The organism is Proteus vulgaris, assembly GCF_033708015.1.
Classification (GTDB): Bacteria; Pseudomonadota; Gammaproteobacteria; order Enterobacterales; family Enterobacteriaceae; genus Proteus.
This window is the reverse complement of the sequence record NZ_CP137920.1, coordinates 3,358,792-3,377,412: the sequence shown is the minus strand read 5'-3', so window position 1 is coordinate 3,377,412 and position 18,621 is coordinate 3,358,792. Positions and strand designations below refer to the sequence as shown.

The following is an 18,621-nucleotide window of genomic DNA, read 5'->3' as shown; positions in this document are numbered from 1 at the left end:
GTCACACTACATTAAAATAAAAACAGTATTTTTAAAATAAAAATACTGTTTTTTTTATATTAAAAATAATGTGGATTATATTTTTTTAGACTAGAGTTAAATAGAGAAAAATAGTCTCAAAAAAAATTGTTAATTAATTTGGTGTTTTTGTTTGTTTATTTAAGTTCTCTTTATTAAGTTGATTTAAATATTGTAATTACTAATGTTGATATTGAAATAGGTTAATTTTAGTTGTTTGTAATATAATAACAAGCGATCTATTTTTGTTTAATTTATCTGTTAATTTGTGATTGTATAGTCAATTTATCTATCTTAGTGGTATTAAATAATATTTTTGCGATGTTCTTCAAGTAATTATTTTCTTAGAAACTAGAGAATTTCAGCGTCTTTTATTTTTGCTCCTTAATTAATGTTATTAAATTTTAATATAACTGAAGGTACAGAATGAACAACGAAATAGTTTTAAGTCATCACAAAATGAATAAAAAAAATAATAATATATTTCAACTTTCCATTGTTGCATCAGCACTTCTTTTTTCTGGATATTCCGTAGCATATTCAGAAGCTGGGCAATTAGGAGATATAAAAAGTTGGGAAAGCCAAGAGTATCAAAAAGACTGGGGACTTGCTGCGATGAATGCTTCTAGTGCTTATGCGCTTGGTTTTCATGGGCAAGGTGTGAAAATCGGTGTAATGGACTCAGGTGCATTATTATCACATCCAGAATTAAATGACGCGCGCTTCCACGCAGTTAAAGCCAAGGGTCAATATGGTTCAACAGGTATGCGTTACCCTCAAAAAATGGGGGGACATTATGAAAAAGATCAAGCCTTTGATGTTGACGGTGGCTGGATCAAAGGTGTGAATGATACACACGGAACACACGTTACAGGCACGGTAGGCGCAAGTCGTGACGGTAATGGCATGCATGGAGTTGCATGGGGGGCTGATGTTTATTTAGGAAATACGGGGGCAACAGATAGCAATAACTACGGACCTTACCAAGATTACACCTATTTCTATACTGGTTGGAAAGCGATGGTCGATGCTGGCGCTCAGGTCATTAATAATAGCTGGGGAACCAACCCACGAATTATTAATACCGTTCCGACAAAAGGCCCTGATGGCGGTGATACTACTGAACATATGCCAGTAGACACTACTGCGCAAACAGAATACGAATATTTCTACTTTAAAAAAGTTTATGGCGATAAACCATCCTTTGTTGATGCTGCTTATGACGCAGTAAAAGGTACGAATGTTGTTCAGGTCTTTACCACGGGTAACCGCGACTTTGCTCAGCCTTATTATCGTCCTCTCTATCCTTACTTTAATCCTGAAGCAGAAAAACATTGGATTGCAGTGGCAGGTCTTAAACAGAATGAGGACAAGTCAGGTTATGAATTAGAAAAAATCTTTAATGAAGCAGGGAATGCGAAATGGTGGACGGTGGTTGCACCCGGTCGTTTCATTTATTCATCAGTTGTCGATGAAGACGGAAATGCTGGTTGGGATACCTTTAGTGGTACATCAATGGCAGCACCTCATGTTACTGGTGCGATGGGTGTACTGATGTCACGTTATGGCTCTATGAATGCGATGCAAGTGCGTGACGTGATGTTTACAACGGCTAATCATCGTAACCCAGATGGATCTTTATATGATAGCTGGACTGCGGCTGAAGGCACGCCAGATGTACGTTATGGTTGGGGGACTCCAGATTTAGATAAAGGGATGTATGGTCCTGGTCAATTCTTAGGGAAGTTTGAATATAACCTAAGCATGACACCACTTGATGTTTGGACAAATGATATTTCACAAGCCGCATTAGATTTACGTGAACAAGAAGATCTCGCATGGTTGAAGGAATATACAGATAAAGGCATTGCTGCTGGTGGTGATTATGTTTTAGGAACTGATTTTGTTATCAACGATGGTAATTCAGATCCAACCTCACACATTGTCAGCAAAGAAGATGCTGAAAAATGGCGCCTAGCGTATTACCAAAAACGCGCTGATGCTATTAAAGCGAAAATTGACGCTGGGTTATATGATGGCGCTTTAGTCAAGCAAGGCGAAGGTACATTAGTGATGACGGGCGATAATACTTATCGTGGTGGCACAACCGTTGAACAAGGTACTTTATATGGTTTTACAGAATCGTTTGGTACAGAAGCGGTTAATGTTAACGGTGGTAAATTAAGTGTAATTGATCGTTATAACGATACCTTTACTCAACAAGGTCAATTAACATCTAATGAAAGCCATAAAACTAATATTAATATCAATGATAAAGGCACATATTTAGTGACTGTTGGACATGATGTTAATGTCAGCAATATATCCTTAAATAAAGGCGCAAATCTAGATATTGGTGCAGATAATGTAGGCCAATTAAAAGATATTTACCTTAATAACACGATTTCAACAGGTACAGTTAATGCAGGAAATTTAGTTGATAATCGTGTTAAAACAAAAATGCTAGCGAATAATAATCCAAATAATGATTATGCGTTATTTGATAAAAATGTTTCTGTAAAAGACAACGTCATTACAGGGACATTAAGTAAGAAAGAAAATACCTCGTTGGCAACTTTCGCAAATAATGAAAATGGTCGTTCTATTGCTAATGCTTTAGATAATACAGGCGGTGGTGAGTTATTTAATGCTGTACTTCCTATGAATGAAAGAGATCTGAATAAGACCTACGGATCATTAGGCAGTGATATGTATTTAAATGCCAACAGTGCGAGTGTGGTTAATGTTTTAGGGTTAACGCGTACAGTGAAAGATCAGGCCATGGGTATTGGTCAAGGTCGTTATGCTAAATTGGATAACAGCAACGCACGTATTTGGATGACAGGCATTGGTCAATGGGGGAATGCTGACTATGGTCACAGCAATATGGATGTTGATTTCTATGTGGGGTTATTAGGCGCAGAAATTGATGTGACTGAAAATACTAAGGCGGGTCTCTTCTTTGGTGCGGGTTCAACTAAATATAAAGGTAATGAACACGGTAAAATAGACAGCAACGATATCCATATTGGTGCTTATGGTGTGTCTAATTTGTATGATGTGGCTTCATTAAACTATGGTTTCACACATACTAACCAAGATAGAGATGCAAAAAGAACACTTTGGGTAGGACAAAATGCGGGTTATAACTCTACAAGTTATGATGCAAAAATTACTCAAATCTTCTTAGAAGGTGCTTATACTCAATTTAATACTAATCAATACACTATTGAGCCATATGCAGGATTTAGCTGGTTGCGTGTATCAACAGATGATATCAATGAAAATGTCGGTAATATGAAATTTACCACTAAGACTGATTCACAAGATATTCAAGTCGGTACTATTGGTTTACGTGGTGGATATCCATTTATGGCGGGTAACGTTAATATGGCATTAAAAGGCGATATTTCTGCTAGCCATTTATTTGGTGACAATCGCCCTGAATCACGCCTATTCTTATCAAATTCCGGTGATGCAACATTACGTGGTGGTAAATTGGATAATTTATTTGGTGTTGGCTTAGGTGTTGATGCACAATTAAGTAAATCAACGACTTTCGGGCTGTTTTACCAAGGCCAATATAATAGTGATGTAAGTTCAAGTGGTATCAATGCAACATTGAAAATTAATTTCTAAATTTATTTGTTATTTTTTAATATTTAAAGTCCTTAGTCATAAGGGCTTTTTTTTTGTATAAAGATGTAGAGAAATAAAGGATTGTCTTACTATAAGATAAGGAGTTGTTATGAAGATAAATAATATTACTCAACAAGTTGGTTTAATAGAAAAGTGTTATGTGAATATAAAAGAAAAACATAAAATAAAAAATATACTAAATACATTTTCTAGTTTTTATGTCGAAAAGAAAAATAATACTTTTTTATCTAAATTGTCTTTTTTTATTAAAGAGTTGTTTAATTTAAAGGTTGGTGTGACTTTTCTATTGGATAAAAGTCAAAATGCTAAATTGAATAATTTATCCACTCTTCTTCCAAAAGTGGAGAGAATAAGATTTAATAATTGTAAATTAATAAACTCTAACTTTGTTAGTTTTAAAAGTGAGCTATTAGATTCGTTCTTTTTAAATTTAAATGTTGCAATAAAAAATGATTTTTATGATTATGCCAATAATTTAATAAGAAATTATCTCTATGAAAAGTCACAAACAAAAGGAGACTTTATTACTATAATGAGCATTTCTCTCGATGTGATTAATAACTATCAAAAAGAAAAAATTGAACAATTGAGTAGACATAATTCAGAATGCACTAGTATGCCAGATTATATTAATTTTAACTATAAACAACATATTGATATGGCATTAAATTACGCTTGTAAAGAGATTGGTGGGAAAGGAACTAATAAATTAGATAATTCAATAATGGATTTGGTTAATACAATGCACGATATTTACTCGATGGAAATGGAGAAAAATCTTATTATCAATATAACTAAATGTTATATTGATAAATTAGCAAAGTATAATGTTGGTAATTATAATAATGAGTTTTTTAAAAAATCGATATTAGATCTTCTAATAAATAAATTAAAAAATAATGAAGGTGTCAGGGAGTTTGTAGACAATATGCTTGGGTCGGGCGTGTTAGAATACGAGGATATTATTAAAGAAAAAGAAAAAACAGCAGAGGATGAATGTTTTATATCTGATTATAATCGAAAAATAAAGAATATTTTTAGTGAAAATATAAACAGTGATGAAATGAAAAACAATATAGCGAAATTTATTAGAGATAATTATCAATTTATTTTAAGCCAAATGAAAAATAAGTCTAATTATCTTGAGAACGAAAGGGTTTTACTGGATATTGTTGATTGTTTAAAGAGTGATAATGATTGGAGTTTAAATTTATTATAAATGAGTTATACCTCTCTAATAAATCCTATTAAAGAGGTTTTTATTTAACTCAATGCCACTTTAATCCCCAAACCAATCAATACTACACCAAGTACTTTATCAATACTTTTTTGGATTTTGTTGAGTATTTTTCTTACTGGCGCACTTTGAATTAATAAGACGAGTAAGGGCCAATAAACGACCGCTAATCCCCAAATAATAAAGGCATACCATAATTTTTCACCAATGCTTGAATCAATACTTAGCACTTGAGTGAAAACGGCAAGAAAGAACAAGGTGGCTTTAGGATTGAGTAGATTACAGAGAAAACCTTGCATAAAGGCTTTCTTAAAACTGATTTGTGAATGTAGTGCTGCTTTTTCATCAATCGAATGATTAGATTTTGACAGCAAACTCTGAAAGCCAATCCATAGCAAATAAACTGCCCCTGCATATTTTAAAATGGAAAAGAGCCAAGGTGTTGTTGTGATAAGAACAGCAATACCGGCAACACAATATGACATATGTACAAGTAATGCAGCCACAATTCCCATTGCTGTCATCATTGCAGCAGATCGTTGATAACGTGCCGCATTTTTTACAACGAGAAAAAAGTCAGGGCCTGGTGAGATCATCCCGAGTAAAGCAATTGTAAAAACAACTAAAGAAGTTTCAAGCATAATAGCGCCTTGTATATAACAATATTATAATGATTGAATCTTATATGATTAAGTTAACACTTCGAGTATAAAGCAATTATTTATTATCAAGGAAGCATAATTTGTATCGACTCAGGTTTTAGCTTTACGTATAGTGTGAACAGTTTTTTCCCATCTTTACCCGTAGGTGTGTAAATGAATATTAGTTTAATCGCAGCATTAGCGATGGATCGCATTATTGGTATGGAAAAGGCAATGCCTTGGACATTACCGGGTGACCTCGCATGGTTTAAAAAGAATACGCTAAATAAACCCGTTATTATGGGGCGGGTGACTTATGAGTCTATCGGGCGTCCTTTACCGAATCGTCTTAATATTGTTTTAAGCAGTCAACCTGGAACAGATAGCGATGTCGTTTGGGTTAAATCTGTAGAGGAAGCTTTGCAAGCTGCTGAAAATTATGATGAAATCATGGTTATCGGTGGTGGTAAAGTGTATGAACAATTTCTGCCTATGGCAAATACACTTTATTTAACTCACATTGATGCTGAAGTCATCGGTGATACAACATTCCCAGATTATGAGCCAGATGAGTGGGATTCTACTTTTATGGAATACCATGAAGCAGATGAAAATAACTCACATAACTACTGCTTCGAAATATTAAAAAGAAGAAAATAACAAAAATTAAATAAAAAGGGAGATTAAATATCTCCCTTTTTATTATTCTTATTTTATTCCTATAAAAATAATAAAAAGTAAGATTTATTATCCTACTTAAATATTCCCTTTTATAAAAAATTATTATTTTAAACTAATCATTATTTATATTTTAATAAATTCACTTTATAAGAATAATATATGAGATATTAATCAATATAGAGATTTTTTATTCTCAATATCGTGTTTTTTTACACTTATTTTACTTTGAAAAAAAATAACATATTGATTATTAATAATTAAATTTGAACATATTTTAAGGTGTTCGTTTTTGCATATAAAATGTTCTCTTTAGAATAAAAAAAGAGTCATTTAGAGAATGTGTGAGGATAACGCAGACATAGCGCAAAAGGTCAGGTAGCCATTTTGCGCTTGGAAAAGAAGGAAGGGGATAATAAGTGGATTATTTGGGAGTAGATAGGCTAGATTGCGTGAAATATCGTTTGTCTTCCCAACGTAAACAAGTGAGATTTCCCCCCCAACAACATCCCGTATCTAATGCATAAATATTATCAGGCGTACCTTTTCCTTCAAGAGAGGCCCAATGCCCAAATATAATGCTATAACCTTCAGGTAATTGGCTTGGTAAATCGAACCAGGGCTTTAAGGGAGCAGGCGCGTCCTGAGGTTTATCTTTGCAAATCATATCGAGTTGACCATTAGGAAAACAGTAACGCATACGTGTGAGTGCATTAGTACTAAAGCGTAATCGTGCTAGACCCGAAAGTTCTGGTGACCAGTTGTTTGGTAAATCGCCATACATTGAGTTAATAAACAAAGGATAGCTATCACTACTTAAAATAGCTTCGACTTCACGAGCGCACATTTTAGCTGTTTCTAAATCCCATTGGGGCGTGATCCCCGCGTGAGCCATGATGATTTTCTTGTCTTCATCAACTTGCAATACAGGTTGGCGTCTTAACCAATTAATTAATTCATCTGCATCAGGTGCATTAAGTAAATCATTTAGCTTATCTCTTGGCTTATTGCGACTAATTTTTGCAAATACACCTAAAAGATGAAGATCATGATTGCCCAAGACGAGTTTAAGGGAAGAGCCTAAGCTTTTTACAAAGCGTAGTACTTCAAGTGAGTCAGGGCCTCTAGCAACAAGATCACCTGTTAGCCACAATGTATCCTGTGTAGGATCGAAACTGACTTTATCAAGAAGGTGGCGCAGTTCATGGTAACAGCCATGAATATCACCAATTAAATACGTTGCCATAGTTAGTTTATCAATGTTGGAAGCGCAAGGCGGAAAACAGGGATCTCTATTTGAAATAATCGGCCGTCAGTATCAATCATTTCATAATGACCTTCCATTGTTCCCATTGGTGTTTCAAGAACGGCACCACTGGTATAACGGTATTGTGTGCCAGGCTCAATAAGTGGCTGTTCGCCGACAACACCTTCGCCTCGAACTTCAGTGGTATTACCTTGTGCATTGGTGATCAACCAATAGCGACGCAGGAGGCGAATTGCACATTTATTCAAATTATGAATTGATATGGTATAAGCAAAAACATATCGTTGATCTTCTGGGGAAGATTGGCTTTCAATGTAAACGCTTTGTACCTGTATCGCCACTTTTGATGAGGTGAACATAGTGCCTCCTGTCTCTGGTTCTATCTTATGCTTGTGAGTCTTGCTTTTGCGATAACCAGTTTGCCACTTTACAGTATTGCTCAACAGAAATGTTTTCTGCTCTTGCTGTTGGATCGATATCAAGTGCTGTCATATCTTCTGCTGTAAGTAATCCACCCAAGCTATTACGTAGTGTTTTACGTCGTTGATTAAATGCTTGAGCGGTAATACGGCTAAGCATTGCAATGTCCGTTACTGGGTATGGCTTCTCTTTGTAAGGGATTAAGCGAACAACCGCTGAATCAACTTTTGGTGCTGGTTTAAATGAAGTAGGGGGAACTTCAAGTACAGGGATGATTTGACAATAATATTGTGCCATCACACTTAAGCGACCATAAGTTTTGCTACCGTGACTCGCAACAAGACGATTAACCACTTCTTTTTGCAACATAAATGTCATATCAGAAATAGCGTCAGCAAAACTGAATAAGTGGAACATAAGTGGTGTTGAAATATTATAAGGCAAGTTACCAAAAACACGCAGAGGCTGCTGACGCTCTTTTGCTAATTGCGCAAAATCGATTGTCATTGCATCTTGCTGAATAATGGTCAGCTTGTCTTTTAATGTAGGATGAACTTCTAAACGAGCGGCTAAATCACGGTCAATTTCGACAACCGTCATTTTATCCATTCTTGCACCTACTGGTTCTGTAATTGCACCTAAACCAGGGCCGATTTCAACAATGGCTTCACCAGGTTGAGGATAAATGGATTCAACAATACTTTCAATAATATAGCTGTCTGTTAAAAAGTTCTGCCCGAAGCGTTTGCGGGCAAAGTGCCCCTGATGGACTCTATTATTCATTACAATTTTGTATCATATTAATGGCTAAATTTAATGCGGTGCAAAAACTGCCAGCATCTGCGCTTTTCGTACCTGCAAGCTCAAGGGCGGTGCCATGATCAACAGAAGTACGGATAAAAGGAAGACCGAGAGTGATATTCACGGCACGACCGAAACCTTCATATTTTAGCACAGGTAATCCCTGATCGTGATACATTGCAAGTACTGCATCAGCATGTGTTAGATATTTAGGTTGGAATAAGGTATCAGCAGGATAAGGCCCATGAAGATGAATGCCTTGCTGACGTAATTGTGTTAATGCAGGCTCAATAATATCAATTTCTTCACGTCCCATATGACCGCCTTCTCCCGCATGAGGATTAAGACCACAGACGTAAATTTGAGGTTCGACTATACCAAATTTGGTTTTTAAATCGTGGTTTAAAATGGTGATAATTTCATGCAGAAGCTCGCCTGTAATTGCATCTGCCACATCTCGTAATGGTAAATGTGTGGTTGCCAATGCGACTCTTAATGTGTTTGTCGCCAGCATCATGACAACACGTTCACAGTGGCTACGATCAGCAAAAAATTCGGTATGTCCTGTAAAATGGACACCCGCATCATTGATAATGCCTTTATGTACAGGTCCAGTCACAAGCGCTGAAAATTCACCATTTAGACAGCCATCACAAGCACGAGCTAATGTTTCTACAACGTATAATCCATTGAGTGCATCTAATGTACTTGGAATGACATTCGTGTGAAGAGCGATTGGGAGTACGCAAATTTGGCTTGGTGTATGTACTCGAGGTGGCGAGGTTGGATCGTATTCAACTAATGAAAGAGGCAGATTTAACAATTCTGCTCTTGTTTTAAGTAACTGAGGATCAGCACAAACAACCCAAGGTAAATCCCAACTCATTTGTGCTAATGAGATAATCAGGTCAGGACCAACCCCGGCTGGTTCGCCGGGGGTGATAACAAGTGGTTTTATTTGCTTAGTTTGCATTATTCTCGTTCATTATTTTCACATAAGCCCCTACTCGCAGCTCTTGCATCCAGTTTTGTACTTCTTCATTAAATTTACGGTTGAAGAGTAAACGGTATGCTTGTTCTTTATTTGCGGCATCTGTTTTATCAACACTACGTGTGTCTTCTAATTCAATTAAATGCCAGCCAAAGTTTGAGCGTACGGGTTGGCTTAATTCGTTTTTATTTAAGCGCATTAACGCATCACGGAATGCGGGATCGTAAACATCAGGCATTGACCATCCTAACTCACCACCGCGTAATGCAGAACCCGGATCTTCTGAGTACTCTTTTGCTGCATCAGCAAACGTGATTTTACCATTGCGAATATCGGCAGAGATCTGCTGTAACTTGGCGTAGGCTTGTTCATCATTCATGATTGGTGAACTTTTTAGCAGAATATGACGGCTTTTAACTTCTGTAACAGAAAGGGTATTAGAGCCACCACGAATATCGTTTACTTTGATAATGTGTAAGCCAACGCCAGAGTGAATAGGTCCTACGATTTGACCTTTTTGCGCATTTGCTAACTCTTTTGCAAATAACGTTGGTAATTCATCAATAGATGCCCAACCCATATTACCGCCATTTAACGCTTGTGGATCAGCAGAATAAGTTGCTGCTAACTTGCCGAAATCCGCACCATTCTTAAGCTGATTCATAATACGATCAATGACTTGCTTTGCTTTTTCCATTTCTGCTGGCGCAGGGTTTTCTGATAATGGAATTAAGATATGACTCAGGTTTAGGTCAACACTTTGACTTGCTTGGTTTTCAATTTGTTTAGCGAGCGAGTCAACTTCTTGAGGTAAAATAGTGATGCGACGACGCACCTCATTATTGCGCACTTCTGCTAACATCATCTCTTTACGGATATCTTGGCGATATTCGTTATAAGAAATGCCATCGGCAGCAAGACGTTTTTTCAGTTGATCAAGAGAAAGTTTATTTTCAGCAGCAATACCCTGAATTGTAGACTCTACTGCAGCATCAGGAATATCAATTTGCATTTGTTGTGCCATTTGCAAAATGATGTTATCCATCACCAAACGTTCTAGAATTTGTTGGCGAAGGACTTGCTCATCAGGCATCTCTTGTCCCGCATTTTTTGCGTTCATTTTGACCGTCTGTAGCATTCTATTGACGTCACTTTCTAGAACGACACCGTTATTGACGATAGCCGATACACGGTTTAATTCTTGAGCAGCAAATGTTGTTGAGCTGGTAGCTGCACCGACCGTGATCATTAAGCCGATAAACAGCGTTTTCCAATTTTTCATAAGTTTCCCATTATGTATTTTCCGCATCTTATTGCGGGGTGACATATTTATTCAGCCAATTCCGTAGTCTGATTAAATCAGAATGCTCTTTGATAAGGTAAGATACCGCGTTCAAGCATTTTCTGGCTACCCAAACTATGATTGTTACTTAGGCCTCTGAGTTCCACGTTGATTGACCATTTATTGTCAATATCACTGTGGTCAACTTTCCAGCCAACAATTTTTCGTTCATAACCGACGTTCACAGCCCAGCAACAGGTATTATATTGCACACCCACCATTTGGCTAACAGGTTCGGACTCTTTGGTATCAAAGTAATAAGCACCCACAAGTCCCCAGCGTTCTGCTAATGGCCAGCTACCTACAACACCGACTTGTGAAATCCCTTTTTGGTATTCAGGAAGTTTATTAATACCGCCGTCATAAGGGCGAACACGCGTTGCTTGGATATAATCACGATCGACATAACGATAACTCAACTGTAGAAGATGATCGCTATCCGCGCGATATTCCATAATTGCATCGCCCATTGATACGCTACCTAAACGGCGGTCATATTGTAAACCACCACGCATACCTACGGTATCCGTGATCCGCCAGTAGGCATCACCCGCCCAAACCATTGAACCCGTTTCATCTTTGCTATTAATGATTTCATTACCAATAGAAGCTGGGCCTGTTCTTGGACGTTCAAAGAAGTAGATTTGACCTACAGAAACGTTAAAACGTTCAACTAATTCACTATCATAAAAACGCGAAGTGATACCCGTGGTTAATTGGTTTGCAGAAGCAATGCGGTCAAGACCCCCATACATTCTATCGCGGAAAAGTCCGCTATAGTTTGACTGTAATAATGCGGAGTCAAAGTTATTGATATTAGACTGATCTTTATAAGGGACATAAAGATATTGTATTCGTGGCTCAAGAGTCTGTGTAATATCATTAGTTTGATATTGACGCTCGAAAACCACTTTCATATCAGATTTAAACTGTGGCAATACACGATTAACACTGTCGTCTAATTGGTTAGGATATCTTTTCTTATAAGCATCAGGAATGTCCTGATCGTAATGGGTTGCCATCACTTTCAGTTCATTATTAAAGCTTGCCCAACCTGCTGACGTAGGGAGTGAAATCGTTGGTTCAATATGGAAACGATTTGCTTCAGGCGTATTTTCACCCACGCTGGTAAAACGGACAAACTGAGCATAAGTTCGGAAATCAAACGGCCCGATATCATTCTTATAATAATTCAGATCAAGCTGAGGCTCGGCACGATAAGCTCTTGCATCTTTATTATCAGAGAAGATTTGGAATTGCTTGGTGGTTAAAGTGGCATTCCAGTTCTGTTGTGCATAACCCGTACTAAATTTCTGGGTCGCATAACCATCAGTGGTATTACCATATTGAGAAGTAAAATCAGTAAAGTATTTGTTATCACTGACTTTGGTGTAGTCGACATTAAATCGCCACACATTGTTCATGACACCACTATGACCCCAGTAAAACAGCCAACGTGTTGCAGAATCACGGGGAAGATAACCTGATTTATTTTCTGCTTTATCTTTATTGTATTGGCTATCGTGGTTAATCCAATCAACAGCGATAGTACCGCGCCCCGGCGTTGTTAAATAACGGAATTCATTATCTAATTTTAAACCACGACGGCTAATATAGTTAGTTGTAATCGTTGCATCGTAATTAGGGGCGATATTCCAATAGTAAGGGAGTTGGAAATCAAATCCTGAACTACGAGAGTAGCTTCCGTTTGGAATTAAGAAACCAGAACGGCGTTTATCACCGATAGGCAATTGAAGATAAGGGCTGTAAAAAATAGGGACATTAGCGACTCGAAAGCGTGCATTCCAAATTTCAGCAACTTGTTCTTCACGGTCTAAAATAACCTCAGAGCCGACAACACTCCAGCTATCATCGCCAGGTAAGCAAGAGGTGAACATCCCTTTATCCATAATGGTATAACGGTTTTCTCCACGCATTTGCATCTTATTGGCATAACCACGACCTTGGCGACCCACCATCTGGTAATCACCTTGTTCAATATCCGTATCTTTATTATTAAGATTGGACCAAGCACGAGGGCCTTTTAAGATGATTTGAGGATCATCATAAGAGACATTTCCCGTTGCGGTGACCATTCTTAATGGCGCTTCTCCCTCTGTCTGTGTCAGTTCAACACTGTCGGCACTTAAGGTTTGGTTTCCCTGTTTAATATCAACATCACCTTTATATTTGATCATACGAGGGTATTCACCTTGCATATCATTTGCAGTGATGGTGACAGGCAAGTTATTAGGATCGCCTTGTACTAACGGTTTGTTATAAACAGGAACTCCCAGTAAACATTGGGAGGCAAGATCAGCATAAGCAGGCTGACCGTATATTGTGGCCCAAACTAGGGTGGCCAGCAGTGTGGGATAACTTTTTTTCATAAGTATTTATGTGCTTCCGTCATCAGTGGCTTCGTGCTGATAAACAGCGAGAAACTAACGCAGGGAGTTATGCGACACCAGCCCAACGTTCTGAACATTGTTCTAACGGTAACCGAAAAATAGGCGTAAGCCTCATTTTTTCGATGTTTCTGTGTTGAAATAGGGTTATAGCCTTATTAGAAACAAAAAAACACCGCGCTGATGCGGTATTTCATGCTGTATAACAACGCTAAAGTTATTCGTTTGGTCACTCATTTTACTTTAACACAATTTAAACGAAAACAGCATTACCTCTGCCCAAAGAGAAACAGTAAATCTCTTCATTTTAAGAAAAAGTCTATTTAGAGGTCGCTTGGTGTTAGGTGTGCAAGCAAATGAATAGTATGATAATGCAAAATTGCAGTCAGAGCATTGAAGATTTGAGGAGTCTATGCGCTATTGGGGAAAATTATTAGGCCTTACCATTGGTAGTTTTGCAGGAATAGGCTTTTGGGGCATTGTTATTGGTGTTTTTCTGGGGCACCTTTATGACATGCAACGAAGTAAATTAGGAAGTGGTGGGCGCTATACGCGTGATAGACAAGCTTTTTTCTTTGCTGCAACCTTTCAAGTTTTAGGCCACCTGACAAAATCAAAAGGGCGAGTGACCCAAACGGATATCTCTCTTGCCAGCGAATTAATGGATCGCATGAATCTGCATGGCGTTGGTCGCCAAGCTGCACAACAAGCTTTTAGAGAAGGTAAATCACCTGATTTTCCATTGAGGACCACATTGCAACGCGTTCGACAAATTTGTGCTGGACGCCGAGACTTGCTTCAGATGTTTCTGGAAATCCAATTACAAGCTGCTTTCGCGGATGGTCAACTGCATCCAAATGAAAGAAAAATGCTATTTATCATTATCGATGAGCTAGGTTTTTCTCGTGCACATTTTGAACATATATTAGCAATGATGCAGGCTGGTCAGAATTTTCATTATCAGAATAGACAGGGTTATCAGCCTCAACCTCAAGGGCCAACGCTCTCTGATGCGTGTAAGGTACTCGGCGTAGATGAGAGTGATGATGTTAAAACCATTAAAAGGGCTTATAGAAAATTAATGGGAGAACATCATCCAGATAAACTTGTTGCGAAAGGTTTACCGCCAGAAATGATGGAAATTGCAAAACAAAAAGCACAGTCTATACAGGTTGCTTACGATTTGATTAAAAAAGAAAAAGGATTTCGTTAACATCTTGTAAATGAAGATGAGAAAAGAGAGAATTATTCCGTGATAGAGATAACTTACACTGAGTTGAGTTTATTATTTATCACGGTAAAATATAAGTGAAATTTAATTATTTCTTTCTCTCTTCTCTTAAAAAAGGAACTCTATCCATGTCAAACGTCCGTGTTCTTGTTGGGGTTATGGGATTAGCGCTTTGTCTGCTCCTTGCTTCATTGAGTTCAGTGACTGTTTTAGTGTCATAGAACACTAAAAATCGGCAAGGCATTCAAAATGTATCGGGGATCGGAAAGCAGGATGCGTAATAAATAATTCCTGAGCATGTAACTGCAGGCGAGGTGCCATTGCTCTTGCCTGCGGATGTGCATAAAAGCGATCCCCTAAAATAGGATGCCCCAACGCTAACATATGTACCCGCAATTGATGTGAACGCCCAGTAATAGGTGAAAGTTTTACTCTTGTCGCATTCTCTTCATATTCCAACACTTCATAAAAAGTTTGTGCCGCTTTCCCTGTCTCATGACAGACTTTTTGTTTTGGTCGATTAGGCCAATCGCAAATCAAAGGTAAATCAATCAATCCCTCTTCTTTTTCAATATGTCCCCAAACGCGTGCGATATAGGTTTTTTTAGGTTCGCGTTCACGAAATTGACGCTTTAGTTCACGCTCAGCTTCTTTATTGAGTGCAACAACGATAACGCCACTGGTTGCCATATCAAGGCGGTGAACACACTCAGCATGAGGAAATTCGCCTTTAATGCGCGACATTATACTGTCGTTATGCTCGGGGGCTTTGCCCGGCACTGACAGTAATCCGCTGGGTTTATTAACGGCGATAATATGCTCATCTTGATATAAAACATGTAACCAAGGATCAGTTGGCGGGTTATACACTTCCATCATAGTGGCTATCTCATCAAAACAACGGGGAGTGAAATACTCCCCGCTTTAACGGTGATTATTGGTGGGTAACAACAATGAGGCGAATTGAATCTAAACGCCATGTTGCTTCATCTAAATGGTTAAGAATATGAGTACGTTCATTTTCAATTGCTTCGACTTCGTCATCACGAATATTAGGATTTACCGCACGTAAAGCGTTTAAGCGAGATAATTCATGAGTTAGCACGCGATCGGCCTCTTCTTTCGCTTTTTGGATAAGTCCTTTGGCTTCGACTTCCATTAGCGGTTCAGAGGCTTTAAGTACATGGTGAACTTCACTTTGTACCGCATTGACCAGTTTACTTGAAGTATGACGATTAACCGCGTTTAATTGGCGGTTAAAGCTTTCAAACTCAACTTGAGAAGCAAGATTATTACCTTTTAGATCAAGTAATAAGCGAACTGGTGTCGCAGGTAAGAAACGACTTAAATGAAGATGTTTAGGGGCTTGTGCCTCTATGACATAAATCAATTCAACTAACAGGGTTCCCACTGGCAATGCTTTATTTTTTAATAAAGAAACAGCACAACTTCCTGTATCACCAGATAAAATTAAATCTAAGCCATTACGGATAATTGGGTGTTCCCAACTAATAAACTGGGTATCTTCACGTGATAGCGCTTGCTCTCTATCAAATGTGATAGTACAACCATCTTGTGGTAATCCTGGAAAATCAGGGACTAACATATGATCCGATGGCGTTAAAATAATTAAGCTATCACTACGATCTTCTTGATTAATACCGACGATATCAAACAAGTTCAGTGCAAAGTTCACTAACTCAGGATCGTTATCTTGAGCTGCAATTTCACCGGCTAATTCAACGCCAACTTCACCACCGTTAGAATGCATTTCTAATAGACGGTCGCGACCTTGTTCAAGTTTGCGTTTCATTTCATCATGTTGTTTACGACAAGCGACAATAAATTCATCAAAATCAGCTAATTCATTAGGCTGTGCAAGATAATTGATGAGAGCATTATATTGGCTGTCATAAATAGTGCGACCGGTTGGACAAGTATGCTCAAAGGCATCTAACCCTTCATGGAACCAGCGCAATAATACGGATTGAGCAGTACCTTCAAGATAAGGAATGCTAATATCAATGTCTCGATTTTGACCAATACGATCGAGGCGGCCAATACGTTGTTCTAGTAAATCTGGGTTAAATGGAAGGTCAAACATAACCAGCTGATTAGCAAACTGGAAGTTACGTCCTTCCGATCCGATTTCTGAACATAGCAGAACTTGAGCACCTTCTTCTTCGGAAGCGAAATAAGCCGCTGCGCGATCGCGTTCAAGTAATGACATCCCCTCGTGGAAGACGGCCGCGCGAATACCTTCACGCTCACGTAAAACTTGTTCTAATTGCAGTGCTGTTGATGCTTGCGCACAAATTACGAGTACTTTTTCATGGCGATTTGCAGTTAAGAAACCCAATAACCATTCAACACGAGGATCAAAGTTCCACCATGTTGCGTTTTCACCTTCGAACTCTTGGTAAATACGTTCAGGATAGAGCATCTCTTTTGCTCGAACTTCGAGGCTCTTTTTCGCGGCCATAATCTCAGCCACTTTAATTGCGGTTTGATATTGTGTTGGTAATGGCAGTTTTATCGCGTGAAGTAAGCGATTTGGGAAACCTTTAACACCAGAACGGGTGTTACGGAATAACAAACGCCCCGTTCCGTGTCTGTCCATTAGCATATGGATCAGTTCTTGACGAGATTTAGTTCGTTCTTCACCTTGCGTATTTGCCGCTTTCAGTAATGGCTCAACATCTTGCTCGCTGATCATTTCACTGATGATGTTTTGTTGTTCGGTATTTAAATCATCTTCTGATAGCAAAATAGTGACCGCATCGGCAACAGGGCGATACTTTTGTTGCTCATTAATAAATTCGTTGTAGTCATGAAAACGACTTGGATCAAGCAGACGTAAACGGGCGAAGTGGCTTTCTTGGCCTAATTGCTCTGGGGTTGCCGTTAATAGCAATACAGAAGGAATAGATTCTGCTAACTCTTCAATGACTTGATATTCACGACTTGGCGCATCTTCACTCCAAACAAGGTGATGTGCTTCATCGACAACTAACATATCCCATGTTGCTTCAACCAAATGTTCAAATCGTTGCTTATTTTTACGTACAAAATCTAAAGAACAGATGATCATCTGTTCTGTTTCAAATGGATTATCGCTATCTAATAAAGATTCACTATAACGGCTATCATCAAATAGAGAGAAACGCAGGTTGAAACGGCGTAACATTTCAACTAACCACTGATGCTGTAAGCTTTCAGGCACAATAATCAACACGCGCTCTGCACGACCATCCATGAGTTGTTGGTGGATAATCATACCCGCTTCTATCGTTTTACCTAAACCCACTTCATCAGCTAATAATACGCGAGGGTTATGACGCTTTCCCACTTCATTAGCAATATAGAGCTGATGAGGAATAAGGCTCGCACGAATACCACGTAAACCACTTTGTGCTTGCTTAAACTGTTCGCTCATAAATTTACGAGCGCGGTAGCGTAATGCAAAGCGATCCATTCGATCGATTTGGCCTGCAAAAAGGCGATCTTGAGGCTTATTAAAAGTGAGTTTGTTATCTAAGAACACTTCGCGTAATTGTGCGGGCTCTTCAGTGTCTAAACGTACACCATGGTAGATAAGTAGGCCGTTATCTTCTACAACGTTATCGATGGCGAGTTTCCAACCTTCGTGACTGGTAACGGTATCTCCTGCATTGAACATCACCCGCGTTATGGGTGCATCATGACGGGAGTAAAGGCGGTTTTCACCACAGGCAGGAAAAAGTAAGGTGACCATGCGGGCATCAACTGCCACAACAGTACCCAGTCCAAGCTCGCTTTCAGTATCGCTAATCCAACGTTGACCAAGAGTAAAAGGCATATATAAAACTCAGCTCTCAAATATATAATTTAGGAATTATTAATGAATGCAGTATTGCGGTGTTGTCATTAAAATCTGCGGGATAAAAA

13 protein-coding genes are annotated in these 18,621 nt (G+C 38.3%); 4 read left to right on the top strand and 9 right to left on the bottom strand.

Features of this window, described 5'->3' with window-relative positions; genetic code table 11:
- Positions 1-444: 444 nt before the first annotated feature.
- Positions 445-3,657 (top strand): autotransporter Pta, encoded by a 3,213-nt coding sequence (pta, locus tag SB028_RS15915; protein WP_069367202.1) that lies wholly within the window; start codon positions 445-447, stop codon positions 3,655-3,657.
- A 109-nt stretch (positions 3,658-3,766) separates the two neighbouring features.
- Positions 3,767-4,897 (top strand): hypothetical protein, encoded by a 1,131-nt coding sequence (locus SB028_RS15910; RefSeq protein WP_069367203.1) that lies wholly within the window; start codon positions 3,767-3,769, stop codon positions 4,895-4,897.
- Between the two features lie 44 nt (positions 4,898-4,941).
- Here SB028_RS15910 and SB028_RS15905 read toward each other — a convergent pair whose 3' ends face one another.
- Entirely contained in the window at positions 4,942-5,556 is a 615-nt protein-coding gene (locus SB028_RS15905; protein ID WP_069367204.1) for a LysE family translocator, read from the bottom strand.
- A 174-nt stretch (positions 5,557-5,730) separates the two neighbouring features.
- Between SB028_RS15905 and folA the strand changes: the two genes are divergently transcribed.
- Positions 5,731-6,216 carry a type 3 dihydrofolate reductase gene (folA, locus tag SB028_RS15900; RefSeq protein ID WP_069367205.1) on the top strand — a complete coding sequence of 162 codons (486 nt, stop codon included), beginning with the start codon at positions 5,731-5,733 and terminating at the stop codon, positions 6,214-6,216.
- A gap of 442 nt (positions 6,217-6,658) precedes the next feature.
- Here the strand turns inward: folA and apaH are convergent, their stop codons facing one another.
- From apaH to lptD, 6 genes are read right to left on the bottom strand one after another with little or no spacing between them, the layout of a single operon-like run.
- Entirely contained in the window at positions 6,659-7,480 is an 822-nt protein-coding gene (gene apaH, locus SB028_RS15895; RefSeq protein WP_069367206.1) for a bis(5'-nucleosyl)-tetraphosphatase (symmetrical) ApaH, read from the bottom strand.
- 2 nt (positions 7,481-7,482) lie between these two features.
- A complete protein-coding gene (apaG, locus tag SB028_RS15890) occupies positions 7,483-7,860 on the bottom strand; it encodes a Co2+/Mg2+ efflux protein ApaG (RefSeq protein ID WP_069367207.1) in 378 nt (125 codons plus the stop codon).
- Positions 7,861-7,885: 25 nt separating this feature from the next.
- Positions 7,886-8,704, bottom strand: coding sequence for a 16S rRNA (adenine(1518)-N(6)/adenine(1519)-N(6))-dimethyltransferase RsmA (rsmA, locus tag SB028_RS15885; protein ID WP_069367208.1), 819 nt, complete (start codon positions 8,702-8,704; stop codon positions 7,886-7,888).
- The gene (gene pdxA, locus SB028_RS15880; protein WP_069367209.1) at positions 8,697-9,695 is read right to left on the bottom strand and encodes a 4-hydroxythreonine-4-phosphate dehydrogenase PdxA; all 999 of its coding nucleotides are present in this window, start codon (positions 9,693-9,695) and stop codon (positions 8,697-8,699) included. The genes rsmA and pdxA overlap by 8 nt, the downstream gene beginning before the upstream one ends.
- Positions 9,685-11,022 carry a peptidylprolyl isomerase SurA gene (gene surA, locus SB028_RS15875; RefSeq protein ID WP_074454063.1) on the bottom strand — a complete coding sequence of 446 codons (1,338 nt, stop codon included), beginning with the start codon at positions 11,020-11,022 and terminating at the stop codon, positions 9,685-9,687. The genes pdxA and surA overlap by 11 nt, the downstream gene beginning before the upstream one ends.
- A 50-nt stretch (positions 11,023-11,072) precedes the next feature.
- The gene (gene lptD / locus SB028_RS15870; protein WP_069367211.1) at positions 11,073-13,445 is read right to left on the bottom strand and encodes an LPS assembly protein LptD; all 2,373 of its coding nucleotides are present in this window, start codon (positions 13,443-13,445) and stop codon (positions 11,073-11,075) included.
- A 430-nt stretch (positions 13,446-13,875) separates the two neighbouring features.
- On the opposite strand from lptD, the gene djlA reads away from it, so the two are divergent.
- A complete protein-coding gene (gene djlA, locus SB028_RS15865; RefSeq protein ID WP_069367212.1) occupies positions 13,876-14,676 on the top strand; it encodes a co-chaperone DjlA in 801 nt (266 codons plus the stop codon).
- 243 nt (positions 14,677-14,919) lie between these two features.
- Here the strand turns inward: djlA and rluA are convergent, their stop codons facing one another.
- Together rluA and rapA are read right to left on the bottom strand one after the other, a co-directional pair.
- Positions 14,920-15,573, bottom strand: a complete 654-nt coding sequence (rluA, locus tag SB028_RS15860) for a bifunctional tRNA pseudouridine(32) synthase/23S rRNA pseudouridine(746) synthase RluA (protein ID WP_069367213.1) — start codon at positions 15,571-15,573, stop codon at positions 14,920-14,922.
- Between the two features lie 55 nt (positions 15,574-15,628).
- Positions 15,629-18,532, bottom strand: coding sequence for an RNA polymerase-associated protein RapA (gene rapA, locus SB028_RS15855; protein WP_069367214.1), 2,904 nt, complete (start codon positions 18,530-18,532; stop codon positions 15,629-15,631).
- Between the last annotated feature and the right edge of the window lie 89 nt (positions 18,533-18,621).